The organism is Flavobacterium terrisoli (assembly GCF_030167905.1).
GTDB classification, from domain to species: Bacteria; Bacteroidota; Bacteroidia; order Flavobacteriales; family Flavobacteriaceae; genus Flavobacterium; species Flavobacterium terrisoli.
Map to the genome: position 1 here is coordinate 15,936 of NZ_JARGNA010000009.1, position 16,893 is coordinate 32,828.

Annotated in this window: 16 protein-coding genes and 1 tRNA gene; 7 read left to right on the forward strand and 10 right to left on the reverse strand. The window is 38.1% G+C overall.

Annotation, left to right across the window (positions count from 1 at the left end):
• The first annotated feature begins 67 nt into the window (after positions 1-67).
• A complete protein-coding gene (locus P1K33_RS13200) occupies positions 68-2,035 on the forward strand; it encodes a PAS domain S-box protein (RefSeq protein WP_284653459.1) in 1,968 nt (655 codons plus the stop codon).
• Between the two features lie 48 nt (positions 2,036-2,083).
• Here the strand turns inward: P1K33_RS13200 and P1K33_RS13205 are convergent, their stop codons facing one another.
• The gene (locus tag P1K33_RS13205; RefSeq protein WP_284653460.1) at positions 2,084-4,045 is read right to left on the reverse strand and encodes an endonuclease; all 1,962 of its coding nucleotides are present in this window, start codon (positions 4,043-4,045) and stop codon (positions 2,084-2,086) included.
• A gap of 206 nt (positions 4,046-4,251) precedes the next feature.
• On the opposite strand from P1K33_RS13205, the gene P1K33_RS13210 reads away from it, so the two are divergent.
• The 6 genes from P1K33_RS13210 to P1K33_RS13235 all read left to right on the forward strand — a co-directional run bounded on the left by P1K33_RS13210 (position 4,252) and on the right by P1K33_RS13235 (position 9,499).
• Complete coding sequence (locus tag P1K33_RS13210) at positions 4,252-5,037, forward strand: sulfite exporter TauE/SafE family protein (protein ID WP_284653461.1); 786 nt, start codon at positions 4,252-4,254, stop codon at positions 5,035-5,037.
• A 63-nt stretch (positions 5,038-5,100) separates the two neighbouring features.
• Positions 5,101-6,513 (forward strand): MBL fold metallo-hydrolase, encoded by a 1,413-nt coding sequence (locus P1K33_RS13215; protein WP_284653462.1) that lies wholly within the window; start codon positions 5,101-5,103, stop codon positions 6,511-6,513.
• Between the two features lie 82 nt (positions 6,514-6,595).
• Positions 6,596-7,348, forward strand: a complete 753-nt coding sequence (locus P1K33_RS13220; RefSeq protein WP_284653463.1) for a DUF4369 domain-containing protein — start codon at positions 6,596-6,598, stop codon at positions 7,346-7,348.
• A 38-nt stretch (positions 7,349-7,386) separates the two neighbouring features.
• The gene (locus tag P1K33_RS13225; RefSeq protein WP_350028984.1) at positions 7,387-7,758 is read left to right on the forward strand and encodes a TlpA family protein disulfide reductase; all 372 of its coding nucleotides are present in this window, start codon (positions 7,387-7,389) and stop codon (positions 7,756-7,758) included.
• Between the two features lie 150 nt (positions 7,759-7,908).
• A tRNA-Tyr gene (locus tag P1K33_RS13230) sits at positions 7,909-7,990 on the forward strand.
• Between the two features lie 273 nt (positions 7,991-8,263).
• Positions 8,264-9,499 (forward strand): site-specific integrase, encoded by a 1,236-nt coding sequence (locus P1K33_RS13235; protein ID WP_284653464.1) that lies wholly within the window; start codon positions 8,264-8,266, stop codon positions 9,497-9,499.
• A 79-nt stretch (positions 9,500-9,578) separates the two neighbouring features.
• Here the strand turns inward: P1K33_RS13235 and P1K33_RS13240 are convergent, their stop codons facing one another.
• The 9 genes from P1K33_RS13240 to P1K33_RS13280 all read right to left on the reverse strand — a co-directional run bounded on the left by P1K33_RS13240 (position 9,579) and on the right by P1K33_RS13280 (position 16,806).
• Positions 9,579-10,502, reverse strand: coding sequence for a type 1 glutamine amidotransferase domain-containing protein (locus tag P1K33_RS13240; protein ID WP_284653465.1), 924 nt, complete (start codon positions 10,500-10,502; stop codon positions 9,579-9,581).
• An 83-nt stretch (positions 10,503-10,585) separates the two neighbouring features.
• On the reverse strand, positions 10,586-11,587 hold the full coding sequence (locus P1K33_RS13245) for a bestrophin family protein (protein WP_284653466.1): 1,002 nt from the start codon (positions 11,585-11,587) through the stop codon (positions 10,586-10,588).
• Positions 11,588-11,629: 42 nt separating this feature from the next.
• Positions 11,630-12,100 carry a nuclear transport factor 2 family protein gene (locus tag P1K33_RS13250; RefSeq protein ID WP_284653467.1) on the reverse strand — a complete coding sequence of 157 codons (471 nt, stop codon included), beginning with the start codon at positions 12,098-12,100 and terminating at the stop codon, positions 11,630-11,632.
• A 20-nt stretch (positions 12,101-12,120) separates the two neighbouring features.
• Positions 12,121-12,960 carry an oxidoreductase gene (locus P1K33_RS13255; protein ID WP_284653468.1) on the reverse strand — a complete coding sequence of 280 codons (840 nt, stop codon included), beginning with the start codon at positions 12,958-12,960 and terminating at the stop codon, positions 12,121-12,123.
• Between the two features lie 13 nt (positions 12,961-12,973).
• Positions 12,974-13,624, reverse strand: coding sequence for a putative quinol monooxygenase (locus tag P1K33_RS13260; protein WP_284653469.1), 651 nt, complete (start codon positions 13,622-13,624; stop codon positions 12,974-12,976).
• Between the two features lie 12 nt (positions 13,625-13,636).
• Positions 13,637-14,281: an SDR family NAD(P)-dependent oxidoreductase gene (locus P1K33_RS13265; protein WP_284653470.1), complete on the reverse strand. Its 645-nt coding sequence runs from the start codon at positions 14,279-14,281 to the stop codon at positions 13,637-13,639.
• 210 nt (positions 14,282-14,491) lie between these two features.
• Positions 14,492-15,418 (reverse strand): AraC family transcriptional regulator, encoded by a 927-nt coding sequence (locus P1K33_RS13270; protein ID WP_284653471.1) that lies wholly within the window; start codon positions 15,416-15,418, stop codon positions 14,492-14,494.
• A gap of 133 nt (positions 15,419-15,551) precedes the next feature.
• Positions 15,552-16,367 (reverse strand): SDR family oxidoreductase, encoded by an 816-nt coding sequence (locus P1K33_RS13275; protein ID WP_284653472.1) that lies wholly within the window; start codon positions 16,365-16,367, stop codon positions 15,552-15,554.
• 46 nt (positions 16,368-16,413) lie between these two features.
• Entirely contained in the window at positions 16,414-16,806 is a 393-nt protein-coding gene (locus P1K33_RS13280) for a GlcG/HbpS family heme-binding protein (RefSeq protein WP_284653473.1), read from the reverse strand.
• Between the last annotated feature and the right edge of the window lie 87 nt (positions 16,807-16,893).

A 16,893-nucleotide genomic window follows, 5' to 3' on the forward strand; every position in this document is an offset into this window, starting at 1 on the left:
ATAGTGCAAAATGCGAATTTTGGTGCTTTTACAGAACGCAACTCACACACATTCAAACGAATTCTTCATGAATTTCAATAGAAATTTGATAAAAATATCACGCTGGTTTTTGACCAGGCCAAACCTCACAGGCTTTCTGGTCTTTCTAATCCTGATTACCATCCTGAGTTTTGTAGTAAAACTGAGGTATGAAGTGATCAAAGAGAATGAGCATCGGGAAATGTCGAATATCATCAACGTTGTCAGGCAAAATTTTGAACAGGTTCTCAAAAACAGTTATACTACGACGCTGACTTTGGCTATGTCCATCAATGACAAAGGCGAACCTGAAAATTTCGAGAAAATCTCGGCACAATTACTCGACAAAAACACTTCGATAGACGCCGTTCAATTGGTTCCTAATGGTGTCATCAAATATGTTTATCCTTATGAGGAAAATAAGGCCGCACTCAATTTTGACATCCTGCATACGCCGGGCATAAAGGAAGAAGCGGAGAAATCGATTCAATCCAAATTAATCTATTTCGCCGGTCCGTTAAAGCTCAGACAAGGCGGCATTGGCGTAGTCGGAAGATTGCCGGTTTTTAAGGACAATAAGTTCTGGGGATTTTCAGCGGTTATCATTCGCATCGAAACTTTGATCAAAGCAAGCGGAATTAAGAGCATTGATGACTCGAAATACTACTTCCAGTTCTCAAAAATCAATCCGACGACCCAAAAGGAAGAATTTTTTCTTCCGGGTGAAACAGACCTAACAAACAAACATTTCCAGACGGTTACCATTATTGATGGCGATTGGAAACTGTATTTGGTTTCAAGGGACAAAAGCGATGTTTTCAAGCAGCTTTATACTTCAATGACCTTAGGCTTTTTATTGTGCCTGATTTCGGTGCTATGGGTTGTTTCAATAATGAAAAAACCGGCGAAACTGCAACTCCTAATTGATAAGCAAACCCAAAAAATTGTCAAACGCGAAACGGAATTCAGAGCCATTTTTAATCAGGCACCTGTTGGAATCGCCAAATTAGACACCAATACCGGTCATTTAATTACCGTCAATAAAGAATATGCGCGAATCGTTGGCTATACCGAAGAAGAACTTTTGAGTATGAATTTCCAATCGATAACACATCCCGATGATTTGCCTGCCGATTTGGAGAATTTGGAGAAACTTCAAAAAGGATTGTCGTCAGAGTTTTGGCTGGAGAAAAGATACATCCATAAATCGGGACACATTGTTTGGGTCAATCTGATTGTGGCTATCTTGGGAAAGATGGGCGATAAAATTGAAAACCACATCGCCATTGTGGAAGACATCACCGATAAAAAAAGAGCCGAAGAAGAATTGAAGCAATCCTTCGAATTGGTTTCAGAACAGAATAAAAGGTTATTGAATTTTTCATTCATTGTGTCACACAACCTCAGATCACACACCAGCAATATCGAATTGATTTCAACACTGCTCGAAACGGTAAAGACAAAAGAAGAACAAGACGAAATGGTTGATTTGCTGAAACAGGTTTCCAAATCACTCGATGAAACCTTGAGGAATCTGAATGAAGTGGTGAATATCCGAACCAATATCAACCTGACCATTGAGCAACTGAATCTCAGCCATTACATAGAAAAAATCAGGACACTCTTGAACCGACAAATCATCAATAAAGACGCAGTGATTGAAAATTTGGTTCCCGACCATATTGAGATTAATTACAATGCAGCTTATCTCGAAAGCATCATTTATAATTTTATGTCCAATGCCGTTCGTTACAGTCATCCCGACCGAAAACCAATCGTAACGATTTCCTATGATGAGCAGAGAAAAGCGATGATTATCTCAGACAACGGTATCGGCATTGACCTGAAAAGATATGGTGATAATTTATTCGGCATGTACAAAACGTTCAATAATAACCCGGATGCCAAAGGAATTGGATTGTTTATCACCAAAAATCAAATCGATGCGATGGGCGGCAAAATTGAAACCGAAAGTACGCTCAACGAAGGCACAACCTTTACCATTTACTTCAAATAAAAAAGCCAATCAATGACTTGACTGGCTTACTTTATATGTTGTTTTTAATTATCTGATCACAATCTTCTTGACCTCTGATTGACCATTGCTGGTGATTTTGGCCAAATAAATTCCGGAACCCACACTCGGAACAATATGAGTTTCGCCTACAAACTGTTGTTCAAAAACTTTCATTCCCAAAGTATTGTATAGCTCAATCTTCGCCTCATTTGCTACACCTGAAACCGTAAAGTATTCATTCGCCGGATTAGGGTAAATGCTATAATTCACTACTTGGTTTTGATTGTTGGACAAAGCTGCAAACCATTGTTCACCGGCATGGCTTCCCCAAATATAATCGGCTAACGCCGGATAATCAATAAATGGGTTTCGGTTCACCTGCCAGGTGTAGATATAGTTGTTTCGGTTCATTTCAAAATCATCTCTTGGATCGGTTTGGTTCCACGTCAATAACGACGCTAAATCTCCCAATTGCCCAACCGTTGTATCCGGAAGATCACCGTTTACGACACTCAGCGCGTTGTAACGAACCGCCATATAAAAAACAGCTCTGGCCACATCTCCTTTCCATGAACCTTGCGTTCCAACCGGGCCATTATAACCGGTTAAGCCGTAATCCCTGTTGCTTCTGGTGGTGTTTTCCGGTCCGTCTTCAGCACGGATATGGTGTGCATCGGCATGACCCGCTGTGATGTCATCTGCACTGGTCGGTAACCAAACATTAATTCCGTCAGGCGTATCCTCAGTAGCATCGGCAAATCCACCACGGGATTGCGGATAAATGTGTTCCCTGTTCCATAAACCTACACTGCTGGAAGTCGTTTGGAAATCCAATTTAGCTCTGGGCGTTTCCACATACATCAACCAAACCTGATTGCTGTTGAGCGGATTTTGATCGGCCACTTTCAAGATATCGGTAACGTCGCCATAATTATGGGCATGGACGACTGCCGGATTAGCGATAATGTTTTGCAACGCCTGCTTCAATGCCGCTCCGGATAATCCTTCCAACGAATCATAATAACCTACCGGAGCCGTACTGGTTACATTTCCAAAGGTAGGATTCAAAGGTGTGCCAAAAGGCAAGGTGGTAAAATCGTTATCCACAACCCTAATTTCGATATTGTCATTTCTTCTGTTATAACCCGATGGCAAACTGCCAAATTTTATTTTCAGGATTTCATCACCTTCATTCAATACATCATCAACCAAAGTAATCGTTGTGCTAAAGGTATTCGTTCCCGAAGGAATAAAAACGGTAGTGTTACCGGTAAAATCGGCTGTATTAAATGAACTATTGTTTAAAGTAAATGTGAAAGTCAAATCACTCGTCACATTGGTTTGCGTGGTGAAAGTAATTGGAAAACTAGTGCCTTCGTTTTTGTGTGCGGTATTGACTGTGATGGTAATGCCGTTAAAAACAAAACCGCTTCCGTCATTATTGGCTCCGGGCGTTGGTGCTTTTACTTCCCAGTTACCATCTGCTTTTCTTTGGATCGATTGTGTTGTCCCAAGACTGTTTACATTCTCATTTTCCTGCGATGTTAAGCCCAATAAGGTTTGCAGAGAAGTAGCTGGTGTTGCATTGTTTGAATGAACCAAAGCGTCAATCAGATTGGTTGTTGTGGCCACAGTTCCAACAGGAAAATCAGCCGTTGAACCTAAATACAGACCAACACCATCGGGTCCGTTTTGGATAATGCTATTGGTGAAAATTTTCTCAGGAACCGGTGATACCAGATTATTCCCAATCAGAACTATCCCATTGACATCGGTGGTCAAACCATTGAGGCTAATGTTGTAATAACTTTTATCGACAGCAGAACCTGATCCGTTGAAGAAAACCAATACATAGCCATTAAGGGAGAAATTAGGGGTTGCCGATTTTAATTCGATAAATTCTTTATCATCAGTACTTGGTGTATCAGAATCGAACTCATTGATAAGCACCTGAGATTGCACTATTGATGTGGACGCCATCAACAGACAGAAAAATAATTTTTTGAGCATTAATTGAAATTTTGACCAAATTTATTGATATGCAGCTTATTAAAATTACAATTCAATTTATTTATGATTGTTTAACCAACTTTGAAATGAATTTTAAGGAAAAACCTTTAAATACCACGTCTTAATTAAAGAATTTTAGCACATAAAAAATGTAGTTTCAATTTGACATAAATGCACTATTTTTACCCTAATTATCATTTTAAATAATGCTCGAAATTTTAGGATTTGTTGGTGCCTTATTTATCGGCATCGTTTTGGGAATTACCGGTGGCGGTGGTTCAATATTAACCGTACCGGTTTTGGTCTATTTAATGCATTTGGATTTTGTCATCGCCAGTGCTTATTCCTTATTCATCGTTGGAACAACCTCTGCTTTTGGAAGTTTTCAGAATTTCAAAAAAGGTTCCGTCGATTTTAAAACGGCACTGAAATTTGCCATTCCGTCCGTGATTGGTGTTTACATCGCCCGAAAATTCATTGTTCCGAATATTCCCGATCCGATATTTTATTTTGCTTCACTGCAATTGACAAAAGGGACCTTTTTGATGTTGATTTTTGCCGTAGTCATGTTGCTGGCGGCCATTTCGATGCTGAAGGAAGGCAAAGTCATCGTAAAAGTGGAACCTCAGAATAAATTTTGGCTAATCCTGCAATTGTTTTTCGTTGGCGTACTCATTGGAACAATTGGTGCCGGTGGCGGTTTCCTGATTATTCCGGCCTTGATGAAATTGGCCAAATTACCCATCCGAAAAGCCATTGGCACTTCGTTATTGATCATCACCATTAATTCACTGATTGGTTTCTTAGGAGATGTTGAAACCACTTTAATGGATTGGCCTTTCCTGTTGTCATTTACAGCATTATCGGTTATTGGAATTTTTATCGGGCTTTATATCCAAAAATACATCAACGAAAAAAGACTTAAGAAAATATTTGGCTTCTTTGTTTTAGCCATGGCCATATTCATCATTTACAAGGAGGTATTTTCATAAAGAATTCTAAATTCAGGTTGATTCTACCATCTAATCTTTAAATTTGCACAAACCAATTCAATTATGAAAATCGAACAAATATATACCGGATGCATTGCCCAGGCAGCTTATTATCTTGAGAGCAATGGTGAAGCAGCTATTTTTGATCCGCTTCGCGAAGTTCAGCCTTACTTAGACAAAGCGGCTAAAGACAACGCCAAAATCAAATACATATTTGAAACCCATTTCCACGCTGATTTTGTTTCAGGACATTTGGATTTGGCTCAAAAAAGCGGCGGAAAAATTGTATATGGTCCAACAGCCGCACCTGAATTTGACGCCATTATTGCCGAAGACAATCAGGAGTTTAAAGTGGGGAACTATACTATAAAAGCCATTCACACACCAGGTCATACTTTAGAGAGCACTTGTTATCTTTTGACCGATGAAAACGGAAAACAACACGGCATAATCACTGGTGACACTTTGTTCATTGGTGATGTTGGCCGTCCTGATTTGGCACAGGCTTTGACAGAAGAATTGACTCAGGAAAAACTGGCGGCTTATCTATATGATTCGTTGCGCAACAAAATCATGCCGTTGAGTGATGATTTGATAGTCTATCCAAGTCATGGTGCCGGAAGTGCCTGTGGTAAAAACATGAGCAAAGAAACTACCGATACTTTGGGCAACCAAAAACGAACCAATTATGCTTTGAGAGCTAATATGACCAAGGAAGAATTCACCAAGGAATTATTGGATGGTTTGGGACTTCCACCCGCTTATTTTCCTCAGAATGTAATGATGAATATCAAAGGTTATGAAAGCCTTGATACCGTGATTGAAAAAAGCAACATTGCGCTTTCGCCTAAGGAATTTGAAGCGGTTGCCAATCAGGGTGATGTTGTCGTTTTAGATGTACGTCACGAAAATGATTTTGTAAGCGCCCATATTCCGAATTCTATCTTTATCGGGATTCAGGGAAATTTTGCACCATGGGTAGGTTCCTTATTAAGAGATGTCAATCAGAAACTATTATTGGTCATTCCACAAGGAAGAGAAGAAGAAACCATCACCCGATTATCACGCGTTGGCTTTGACCACGTTTTGGGGTATCTGAATGGCGGTATCGAAGCCTGGACAAATGCCGGTTTTGAAACTGACAGCATTAAATCAATCTCACCGGAAGAATTTTCAAAACAGTTGACTTCAGACAGCATCGTTGTTGATTCCAGAAAACTGGGTGAATACCAAGCTGAGCATGTAGAAAATGCCCTTAACATTCCTTTGGACACCGTGAATGAAAATTTTCAAAGTGTACCCAAAGGTGCTGAGTTCTTTTTGCATTGCGCCGGCGGTTATCGTTCTGTTATCATGGCATCTATATTAAAATCAAGAGGCATCCACAACCTCATCAATGTGGAAAAAGGAATGAACGGAATTAAGCAAACCAATGTCACTTGTACCCAATTTGTTTGTCCTTCAACCAAAAAATAATTAGATAAAAAAAACAAAAAATTCACAGTATCCTATTGCAATTTAAATACATTTGCAATCGTTAAAAATTTAAACCAAAAAAATGAAAAAAGTAATTCTTTTAGTAGCCGTAGCAGTAGTGTTGTTCGCTTGTAATAACCTGGCTGAAGGCGAATATGTTATCACAGGTCACATCAAAGGCATGAAAACCGGGTTGGTTTTCTTAGAAAAACAAAGCCCAATGGGAATGGGGAATATGGCCATTGACACTGTAAAAATTGAAGACGGAAAATTTGAAATCAAAGGAAAAACAGGTGAACCTGAAATCCACTTCATCCAAATTGACAAAGTAAACGGTAAAATTCCTTTAATCTTAGAAGGTGGAGAAATTGCTGTTGAAGTAGATAAAGACACGCTGTTCAAATCAAAAATAACAGGAACTTACAGTAACGATGAGTTTACCAAGTTCAATGAAGAGTCAAATAAGATTCAGAAAAAAATGCAGAAGGAAGCTATGGCTTTCCAGGTAAAAAACAAAGCCATCATTGAGCAGGCACAAAAAACTAAAGATACAGCAACTTTCAGCAAATTGAGAGCTGAATATGATATCATTCAAAAACCACTTAATGATTTTACTTTTGCTTATCCAAAAACACATCCAAAATCATTTATCAGCGTATTGATTACCCAAATGATGATGGGCAATCCTAAATTCACGCCAAAAGAAATTGAGGACACTTACAATTCTTTGGATGAATCATTGAAAAAAACAAAGCCGGCTAAGACCATCAAAGAAAACATTGATGCCTTAAAAAAAAAGCCAGCGACCAACCAGCCCTCAGAGTTAATCAAATAGCACCTAATTTTAGCGCCTCAACTCCCGAAGGGAAAAAGGTGTCTTTAAAAGAAAGCTTAGGCAAAGTAACACTGATTGATTTTTGGGCATCGTGGTGTCCGCCATGCCGAAAAGCCAATCCGGAAGTAGTAGCACTCTACAAAGAGTTTCACGGCAAAGGATTTAATATTATAAGCTTTTCATTAGACACCGATGCAGCGAAATGGAAGGAAGCCATTGCCAAAGACCAATTAACCTGGACACAGGTTTCTAATTTGGCCGAAATGGAAGAAGATCCTGTTGTAAAACAATATGGCGTAAAATTGATTCCGACGACTTATTTGCTGGATGCTTCAGGCAAAATTGTGGGCATAGATTTACCTCACGAGGAAATGAAAGCCAAAATCAGCGCCCTTTTAAACGCAAAATAAGCCAAACACCCATAAAAACAAAAGAATCTCCTTCGGGAGATTTTTTTATTTCATTTAAAACCAACCCCTTAAAAAAAGGTACTGAATTAAGTGTCTTTTTTATTTGTGAACCTCAAAAGTGTTTTTATATTTGCAATCGCTAAAGGCAATGGGGAGATACTCAAGCGGCCAACGAGGGCGGACTGTAAATCCGCTGATTACATCTTCGCAGGTTCGAATCCTGCTCTCCCCACAAAATAAAAAGCAAAAAGTCTCAAAACCCTGCAAATCTTAGGATGTGCAGGGTTTTTGTTTTTCTGTTACCTCCAAATTATTCATTCAATCTTAAATCTTAAGGGGCAAAATCGAGACCCTAAAAAATATCCAAACCTAGGGTCTCGCTAAATCTTCTTAAGACTTGCAAACACTGTACTTTCAGCCAGTTCAACAACCCGTTCAAAAGCTGTACATCTTGTTTGTTATTACTCAGGAATTTAAATTGAATAATAATTAAAAGGTCACCAACATGAAAACAAAAATCACTTTACACTTCTATGCCAAAAGCACCAAAATGAACTCTGACGGCAAACTACCAATCTATGTCAGGCTAACTGTCAATGGTCAAAGATTAGAATTTAGCTCGAAAAAATTCATAGAAAAATCTAAATGGTCACCAGAACTCGCCAAAATGAAAGGGCAAACCGATGAGGCTCGTTCAATAAATAGCTATCTCGATATGATGAGATCAAAAGTTTTGGGAGCGGAACTCCAACTGATACATAAGCATGAAGAACTTTCTATCGAAAATTTCCAATCAATACTACTTGATAAGGACAATAAAGCAAGGATGCTAATTCCAATCTTTCAGGACCATAATAACAGGATGAAAGAATTACTTGGCAAGCAGTACGCTCCTGGAACATTACAACGTTTTGAAGTAACACTGAACCACATAAAAAACTTCTTAATTTGGAAGCATAACATTTCAGACATACGGATCGATAAGTTTGATTTTGCCATGGTTACTGATTTCGAATTTTACCTCCGAAGCGTTAAAAACTGCTCAAACAATACAGCCGTGAAGTATGTTCGAAACTTCCGCAAAATCATCAATATCTGTCTGAACAATGATTGGATAGAAAAGAACCCTTTTAGTAAATACGAAGGCAAAGTTTATGAAGTTGATAAAGAGTTTTTAACCGAAGAAGAAATCCAAAAAATTTATGTTAAAAAGTTCATGAACGCTCGTTTAGAACAAGTAAGAGACATCTTCATTTTCTGCTGCTTTACCGGCTTAGCATATATTGATGTTCAACAACTCCGAAAAGACCATTTAGGAATTGGCATTGATGGCAACAAATGGATTTTCAAAAATCGACAAAAAACAGATACACGTTCAAAGATTCCTTTACTTCCTATTGCAGAGGAATTAATTCAAAAATATGCAGAACATCCAAAATGCTTAAATGAAGATAGAATACTTCCTGTTCTTAGCAATCAAAAAATGAATAGCTACCTAAAGGAAATCGGAGATGTCTGTGGCATCAATAAAGAAATTACATTCCATATGGCACGGCACACATTTGCAACCTCTGTGACACTAACTAATGGAGTTCCGATTGAGAGTGTCAGCAAAATGCTTGGCCATAAAAGTTTAAGGACTACACAGCACTATGCGAAAATTGTTGATAAGAGGGTAAGCGATGATATGGCAATTCTTAAGGAAAAATTATCCAACAATTTGCTCGCCAAAAGTTCCTAAAACCCAAACATCAAATAAAAAAGCATTGCGGAATAAACCTGCAATGCTTTCATTATGAAAAGTGTTTTTTTATATGGGCTCACTTTTTAGAAGCTGTCAATGCTTCTACTAACGCTTCTGCCAATGCGTGATCAGAAGCCGGATTCTGTCCTGTAATTAGCTCTCTGTCTTTTACAACAAACGGCTTCCAGTTTTCTTTTCCATGCGTTGTTTTCCCACCAGCCAATTTCAAAGCGTCGGCAACATAAAACTGTAATTTGGCATCACTGTCTTTTAAAGCATCGTCTTCTTCAGAATTGGAGAAAATGGTCATATTATAACCTGAATAAATCCAGTTTTTCCCTAAGCTTTCAATTTCCGCTTTATTATTTGATATCAAAGCTTTTTTGTAAGCGGCTGAATCGTCAAGGGCAGCAATCAAAGCAACTGGACCATGACAAAGCAAGGCAGTAATAATGTTTTGCTCATGGGCATATCTAAGAATTTTTCCTAGATCTTCACTTTGCATCAAGTCTGTCATTGGTGCTCTTCCTCCTGGAACAAATACAGCACTATACTTTTTAAGATCTGAATTTGCCACATCAGCAAGTTTCAAAGGTTTGTTTAAACTTTCATGTGTACGGACAAATTCTAATGATTTGTCAAGTTTAGCCTTGTCATCCTGAAAAAATGCTGCACTATTGGAACTTTCATCCATTGTAGGCACTACTCCACCTGGAGTCGCTACTTCTATTTTGTAACCTGCTGCTATCAGGGCTTGGGCCGGAACCGCCAACTCATCTAGGAAGTATCCCGTTTTGATAGTCGTTTTGTTGCTCATTTCAAGCTCATTTTTTGCTGAAAGAACAACAAGAACTACTTTCTCGTCTTTTGATTGCAGTGAATCTGTTTCCGTTTCGTCTTTGGAGTTTTCTGTCGATTCAGAATTTTTGCAACCAAATACAACCGTTAATGCTAAAAAAAGCATTGATTGTGTGTAGTGTTTTAATTTTAAAGTTTTCATAATTAGATTTTTTAATTGTTTTTTTTTTTTGAGATTTATATAATGACCTGCTTTTATTAAAATACAGATTCGGATTTCTAAGACTACATTAAGATATTGTTGACTGGTTGTAATGGTGGAGGAATATCTTTCTCCTCAAGCATTTCTCTCAAATCTATTTCAATAGTCCTGCTCATGGCAGTTATCGGTATGTCATTAGCGCCACCTTCAAATGGATTCTCGGTGCTTTCTCCAACATTTTCAAGTACAAGGAAAATCCAGCCTATTATCACGCTAAAAGGAATTGTCAACCAAATACCGTAGGTCCCAAGATTATTAAATTCCTTTAATATCCCCAGTGGTGTCATAATGATGAAAAGGTGGATAAAAAACACGCTGATACTAGCAAATTGTCGTGGGTATGGAAAATTTTTAATCCTTTCATTACGCCCTTGCTGATCGTAAAATTCTTTTAACACGGTAACCATTTCAACATATTTTATAGTTTCAATACTGTTTTCGGCATTCAGTCTTCCGATGTGTTCCGATTGTAAACGAATAATCTGGGCAGCAGGATTGGCCACCTTGGCAATTTGGGATAGTTCATCGGCAGGCAATAATCCTTCTAGATTATACTGTAGTGTTTCATCCCACTCCTGAACATTGTATTTCTTTGCATACTCTTTATAATTTGCCCGTACACGCACATTTTCCCATGCTCTTTGTTGACGCAGCTGAAAGCGTAAGGCTGTTAGCCATGCAATATGTCTGTATATTAAAGTCTTTTGTATGCTATGCGAATTCACAGCATCTTTCTTTATAAAATCTTTAGCCATGATACCCCAGGAACGACTGCTATTTACAATTGCTCCCCAAATTTGCCTTGCTTCCCAGGATCTTGCATAGGTTGCGTTATTTCGAAAGCCTGTTATAAATACTGCCGCTGTACCAATTAGGGTTACAGGTGCCCACGGAATATACAACCAGTCCAATCCGCACAATTTGTAAAGCAATACAGGAATTGAGGCAACTATAAAGAGATAATAAATACTGCGTCTTGACCAAATAAGAAATTCGGATAAAGAGTAACGTCTTCCAGCGTGCATAATCTTAAGTTTTTAGTTAGTTGTATATCAAATTCTGAGAAATTAATTTCCCGAAAGTCGCTGCATTACATCTGCAAACTGGATTCCATCAAGGAATGCATCAACCTTAACAATTTTTCCATTCTTCATTTGCATGAACCATGCATAGGACATGTTATATGGCTTGCCGTCTTTTGCTGTAGCCTTTCCGTCTATAAGGGCAATTACTACATCATTTTCTGCATACAAGGCTCTAACAGTTGGAACGATTTTTTGCGAAAGCCTTTCATTAAGAGGATTGATAACTTCATCCAGGAACTGTTTTTTACCATTGTAAGTTTTTGATAGTGGTGCACTTCCATTGATGGTCCATACCATATCATCTGTAAGAAGTTCGAAGAAGCTTCCTTCTGCCTTAGCCCAGCGATCAAAACCTGCCTTAATGATTCTTTTATTTTCAGCCTGTGTCTGTGCAGTTACATTCATTCCGAAGCTTGCCAATAAAGCAAAAACTGCCATTTTAATTGTTTTCATAATAATAGATTTTCTAATAGTTAATTGTTTGAAAAGCCTGTTAGTAAAGTGATGTATTTCATTTTCTCAATTTCCGCCTGCATATCAGCGAGCTTCTTCGTAACCCTGTTATAAGCATCCTGACCAAGCAATAGTCGAAGTGGTGGATTTTCCATTTCACTGATTTCCAAAATGATTTGTGCAGCTCGTTCAGGATCACCTGGCTGATTGCCGTTATTCCCTTTTAATATATTCTTAAAGTTGCCCGCCGTGGCATCGTAGTCAGTGATGCTTTTTTTCGCTACGGCCAGCGAGCTATCTAAAAAATTAGTTCTAAACGCCCCCGGCTCGATAATCGTAACCTTGATGCCAAGATCTTTTACTTCATGGTATAAGGCTTCTGAAAAACCTTCAACCGCATATTTAGCGGCATTGTAGATTCCAAAACCTGCAGAACTTACCAAACCTGAAGCTGATGATAGATTTATAATATGACCGCTTCCGGCTTTACGCATTACAGGTAACACATAACGCGTCATTCTGATGGTAGCTTCAACGTTAATCGACAGTACTTTAGCAATTTCATCTTCAGATGCCTCTTCAATTGCACCAACAAATCCAAATCCTGCATTGTTGATAAGTATATCAATTGTGCCATACTTTTCAGAAACATAACTTACCGCTTTCTCTACGTTTTCTTCATTCGTCAAATCAAGGCTGATTACTTCCAACAAAGGGTTTTTGATAACATTTTTATCAAATGTGTCAGCATCTCTCGTGGTGGCAATAACAGTTTGATTTTTTGAGAGAAGATATCTCACGGCTGCAAAACCAATACCTTGCGATGCACCGGTAATAAGCCATACTTTATTGTTTTTCATAATATGTTTTTATTTAATGTTCTTTGCTTATGTCAGTAGCGAACAGAATGGAATCTAAAACAGTTCCTTTAAGTAACGATCCAACCTTGTTTACTAGTTCAATTGTGGTTTGCTGCGTATTATGATGATCTAAATCTTCTTGCTTTTCCCAACGTTCGTATAGTACAAATAGATTATCATCACCTATAACTTTGTGGAAATGAAACTCCACGTTGCCACGCTCTTGTCTAACTATTGGAACAAATTTTTCAAATAATTCAACTAGTTTTTCACCATTCCCAGGGCTCACCTCAAATGGTACGATAAGTGTGGTCAATGCTCTATGTTCCTGCTTTTTCAAGTCTTCTTTTAAAGGCCATAAATCAACTAGGTAATTCATTTCAATAGGATCGGTCAGATCATTTGCCTGAAGGTCAAAAGCGGCAGTTGTATAAGGTTGCTTGAAATGATTTTCTAAAGATGCTTGATCCTGCCAGCGCTCAAATAAGTAGAAAGAATTCGGCTGATTATTTGCCTCATAAAGCTCCATTTTTAAATTTCCACTTTCCGTCCAAGCTCCATGAACATCATCAAGCAATGCTGATTTCGCTTTATCCTGGCTTTCTGCTTTTGCGGCAACTTTTACAAATAGTGTTACCGAATTGTGTTTATTTTGTGTTTCCATGATATTGATTTTTTATTGATGAAATTCTACTGATGTTCTCTCACTATATAGTTTCCAAAATAAGTCTGCAAGAATTAGAGGTGAATGGGTTTCACTGTCAGACAAAATAAATCCTGCTACAGTAAGTAGTCCTACATAAATATCGTCTTGTTTCAGACGGTCATGTAATTGCAATGCCAGACTTCTGATTCCGGCCTTACCTATTGATAGAGAACCGTACTCAGCACTTGGTGTGATTGCCAAGCCACCACCAGTTAATAGGAAAGCACCTTTTTTCTGTTTTAGTCCTTCACGTGTAAGTTGTAACGAATGCAATGCATTGGCAACATTGATCGTAAATTCCTGCGTAAGGCTTTCAGAGGTTTCTTCTAAAATATCTTTTGCTTTTAAAACAGCCGCATTGTAGAAAACTGCATCAAACCCCGAATTGATTTCGGATAATGATGTAATAGCACTAGTAAGCTGTTCTGCACTACCTGCGTCGGCTGTCGCGTAATTCACTTCAATACCTTGATGATTCAATTCCGATTTTATTTTTTCAAGATTTTCTTGATTTCTGCTGATGAGATTAATTGTAAATTCCTTTGAAGCAAATTTTTTAGCAACTCCAAGACTTAAACCTGGACCTGCTCCGATTATTAAAATTGACTTTTTCATTTTTTTAGTATTTTATGTTTATCAATAAGATTTAACTATCCTATTTTGTTGATACAAAGTTCCATACAAAGCAGTCCTCAACTTTTACGAATTGCAAAGCCAGTATTATGAATATCAAAGATTTCGATAGATTCCGTTAATTTTCAGTAGGGAGCAAAAAAAATCCCCTGTCTGCGACAGGGGGATTTTTTATAATAAAGAGTAAAGCATTTAAAAGCTTCTCCTGAATTCTGCAGGTGTAAAACCTGTATTTTTTTTAAAGAATTGACTAAAGTTCGGTTGTTCAGCAAACCCAATACTGTAACTGATATCCTGAAGGCTCCAGTCAGTCTGTACCAAAAGGGCTTTCGCTTCATCAAGTATTCGGTTACGGATATGTGTGCTAGCATTTTGGCCTGTGTGTTTTTTCAAAACAGCATTCAGGTAATTGGGGTGCATTTGAAGGTCATTGGCAAATTCCTTCGCTGTTTTGATCCTTATAGGAGTCGTATAATTGATACCGGAAGTTTCCTTTTCCAGAAGATTGAAAAAATGATGTATGTGTGAGTAATCTTCTGTTACCTCATCTGGTTTTGGATATCGTGCAACCTTCATGCTCTCCACCATCAGCAATTGCAAAAAAGCCTGCATGGCATCTTCTTTATAATCGCCATTATCAGTATCCAATTCTTCTGCCTGCATCCTTTCAAAATACTGACTGATACGAGGCACTTCGTCTTCAGTCAGGCGGATGACGCTTTTGGATTTGTCGGAAAACAGTCCAAATTTATCAATGATTGCCTTGAGTTGTAAATGATGATTAATGAATGATTTTTTGAATAACACATAAAAGCCGCCCGATTCAGCCTCTGAAAGGTTCTTCCATGAAATAATATCATTAGGATGAATAAACAGCAATGTTGGTTCCTCTATATAGTAAGTATTAAGGCCCATAGTAAACACCCCTTGTCCCTTTGTAATCAACATAGCTTTATAAAACTCCCTGCGATTTGGCGACAGATAACTTCGGCATTCATGTTGCTCACGGTTAAAAACCCTAATGTTCCAGTCTTCAAAAAATCCACGAAAAACAGGAATCATATCAGGTAAATCCCTGAGCGTATTAATTTCTTTGCTATCGAGTGTTTCTGTAATCATTCTCATTTTTGTTTGGTTTTGTAAAGTTAGAAAAAGAAATTATATTTTAAAATAGATAGGACTTGAATATAAAATCATACGGACGACTTTAAAAATCGCCCGTATTGATTGTCACGGTTAAACCAAATCTGGATTAAATTCTGTTTTCCCAAGCTTTCAATTGGTGCTCTTTCAACATGTCTTCTACAAACTGCGGAACTACATTTCTAAATTTCCCTTCGTCTGATGGTACAATTTCAATAATGGCATCAATCATTTCCTGTGGATCCAATCTTCCTTCCGGTGTGCCTAATAGTGAATCGAAATTGGCTTTCATGTCAGCACGTTTAGTGAAGTTTACTTCGTCATCCAACCAACGGAAGGCATTTTCGGCCATAGTTTCATTGAAACCGGTTAAATAAGCACCCGGGTTAACAGTTTGGATTTTGATTCCGTATGGATTTAATTCATCTGCCAAAGCTTCTGCTACCGCTTCTAAAGCATGTTTGGTTGAAACGTAGATTCCGTAACCTGATGGAGTGAATAATCCACCCATTGAAGAGGTAAATACGATTTTCCCTTTTTTACCTTCTCTGATCCATTTGGCTGCAAATAATTGCGACATATGCAATGGTGCAAACAAGTTAGTTTCAAAGTTGGCACGAACTAGGTCAAGAGGAATTTCGAATGCCGGCCCACTTTCGCCAATACCCGCATTACTAAAGAAAATGTCAATGTCGCGTTTCACTGCGTTGGCCACATCATACTTGTCAAGGATGTCAAGCTTTACAACCTCAATGTTGTCCTGTAAGCCTGCAGCTTCTACTTTTTTGCGCATTTCAGTCAACTGCGGAGCAATCTGCACACCGGCAATAATTTTGTGTCCTAGTCTAGCTAAACCAAAGGCTGCTCCTTCACCAAATCCGGAAGCTGCTCCGGTAATTAAAATTGTTTTTTTTGTTGTACTCATGATTTCTAATTTTTAATTGTTTTTAAAATGATATTTAGTTAAATTGTTATACTTCACTTCCTGCGGTTGCGATTTCAAAATCCTGGTCAGGACTTCCTCCTGATACACCTATGTACGCGACAATTTCATCTCCTGATTTTACAGGAACACCACCTTTAAATCCTACAAGTCCTCCATTGGTATTTACCATTCCGTACGTCTTGTTTTCAGGGTTAAGGAATTCGCCTACGGCTTCAGAATTCATACGGAACAGCATCGCTGTTTTAGCTTTTCCCATTGCAATATCAATAGACCCCAGGTATGCATCATCCATTCTTACGAATGCTTTAATATGACCTGCTGTGTCAAGAACTGTAATATTGGCATTTACGCCAATTTCATTTGCTTTACTAATCGCTTGATCTAAGGATTTGAAAGCTTGTTTTTGTGTAATTTCCATGATGATTATTTTTTTAAGATTACTATTTGATAAATGTTATTGTTTTTATCTGAAGCAAAGTTGCGACGAAACCAAGAGGTAGGTTGT

Coding starts and splice junctions, on each gene's coding strand:
- P1K33_RS13255 (WP_284653468.1), bottom strand. CDS start 12,960: ATGAAAAACAATAAAGTATGGCTTATTACCGGTGCATCGCAAGGTATT.
- P1K33_RS13270 (WP_284653471.1), bottom strand. CDS start 15,418: ATGATTACAGAAACACTCGATAGCAAAGAAATTAATACGCTCAGGGAT.
- P1K33_RS13205 (WP_284653460.1), bottom strand. CDS start 4,045: ATGCTCAAAAAATTATTTTTCTGTCTGTTGATGGCGTCCACATCAATA.
- P1K33_RS13210 (WP_284653461.1), top strand. CDS start 4,252: ATGCTCGAAATTTTAGGATTTGTTGGTGCCTTATTTATCGGCATCGTT.
- P1K33_RS13280 (WP_284653473.1), bottom strand. CDS start 16,806: ATGGAAATTACACAAAAACAAGCTTTCAAATCCTTAGATCAAGCGATT.
- P1K33_RS13250 (WP_284653467.1), bottom strand. CDS start 12,100: ATGAAAACAATTAAAATGGCAGTTTTTGCTTTATTGGCAAGCTTCGGA.
- P1K33_RS13215 (WP_284653462.1), top strand. CDS start 5,101: ATGAAAATCGAACAAATATATACCGGATGCATTGCCCAGGCAGCTTAT.
- P1K33_RS13260 (WP_284653469.1), bottom strand. CDS start 13,624: ATGGAAACACAAAATAAACACAATTCGGTAACACTATTTGTAAAAGTT.
- P1K33_RS13220 (WP_284653463.1), top strand. CDS start 6,596: ATGAAAAAAGTAATTCTTTTAGTAGCCGTAGCAGTAGTGTTGTTCGCT.
- P1K33_RS13235 (WP_284653464.1), top strand. CDS start 8,264: ATGAAAACAAAAATCACTTTACACTTCTATGCCAAAAGCACCAAAATG.
- P1K33_RS13200 (WP_284653459.1), top strand. CDS start 68: ATGAATTTCAATAGAAATTTGATAAAAATATCACGCTGGTTTTTGACC.
- P1K33_RS13245 (WP_284653466.1), bottom strand. CDS start 11,587: ATGCACGCTGGAAGACGTTACTCTTTATCCGAATTTCTTATTTGGTCA.
- P1K33_RS13265 (WP_284653470.1), bottom strand. CDS start 14,281: ATGAAAAAGTCAATTTTAATAATCGGAGCAGGTCCAGGTTTAAGTCTT.
- P1K33_RS13275 (WP_284653472.1), bottom strand. CDS start 16,367: ATGAGTACAACAAAAAAAACAATTTTAATTACCGGAGCAGCTTCCGGA.
- P1K33_RS13240 (WP_284653465.1), bottom strand. CDS start 10,502: ATGAAAACTTTAAAATTAAAACACTACACACAATCAATGCTTTTTTTA.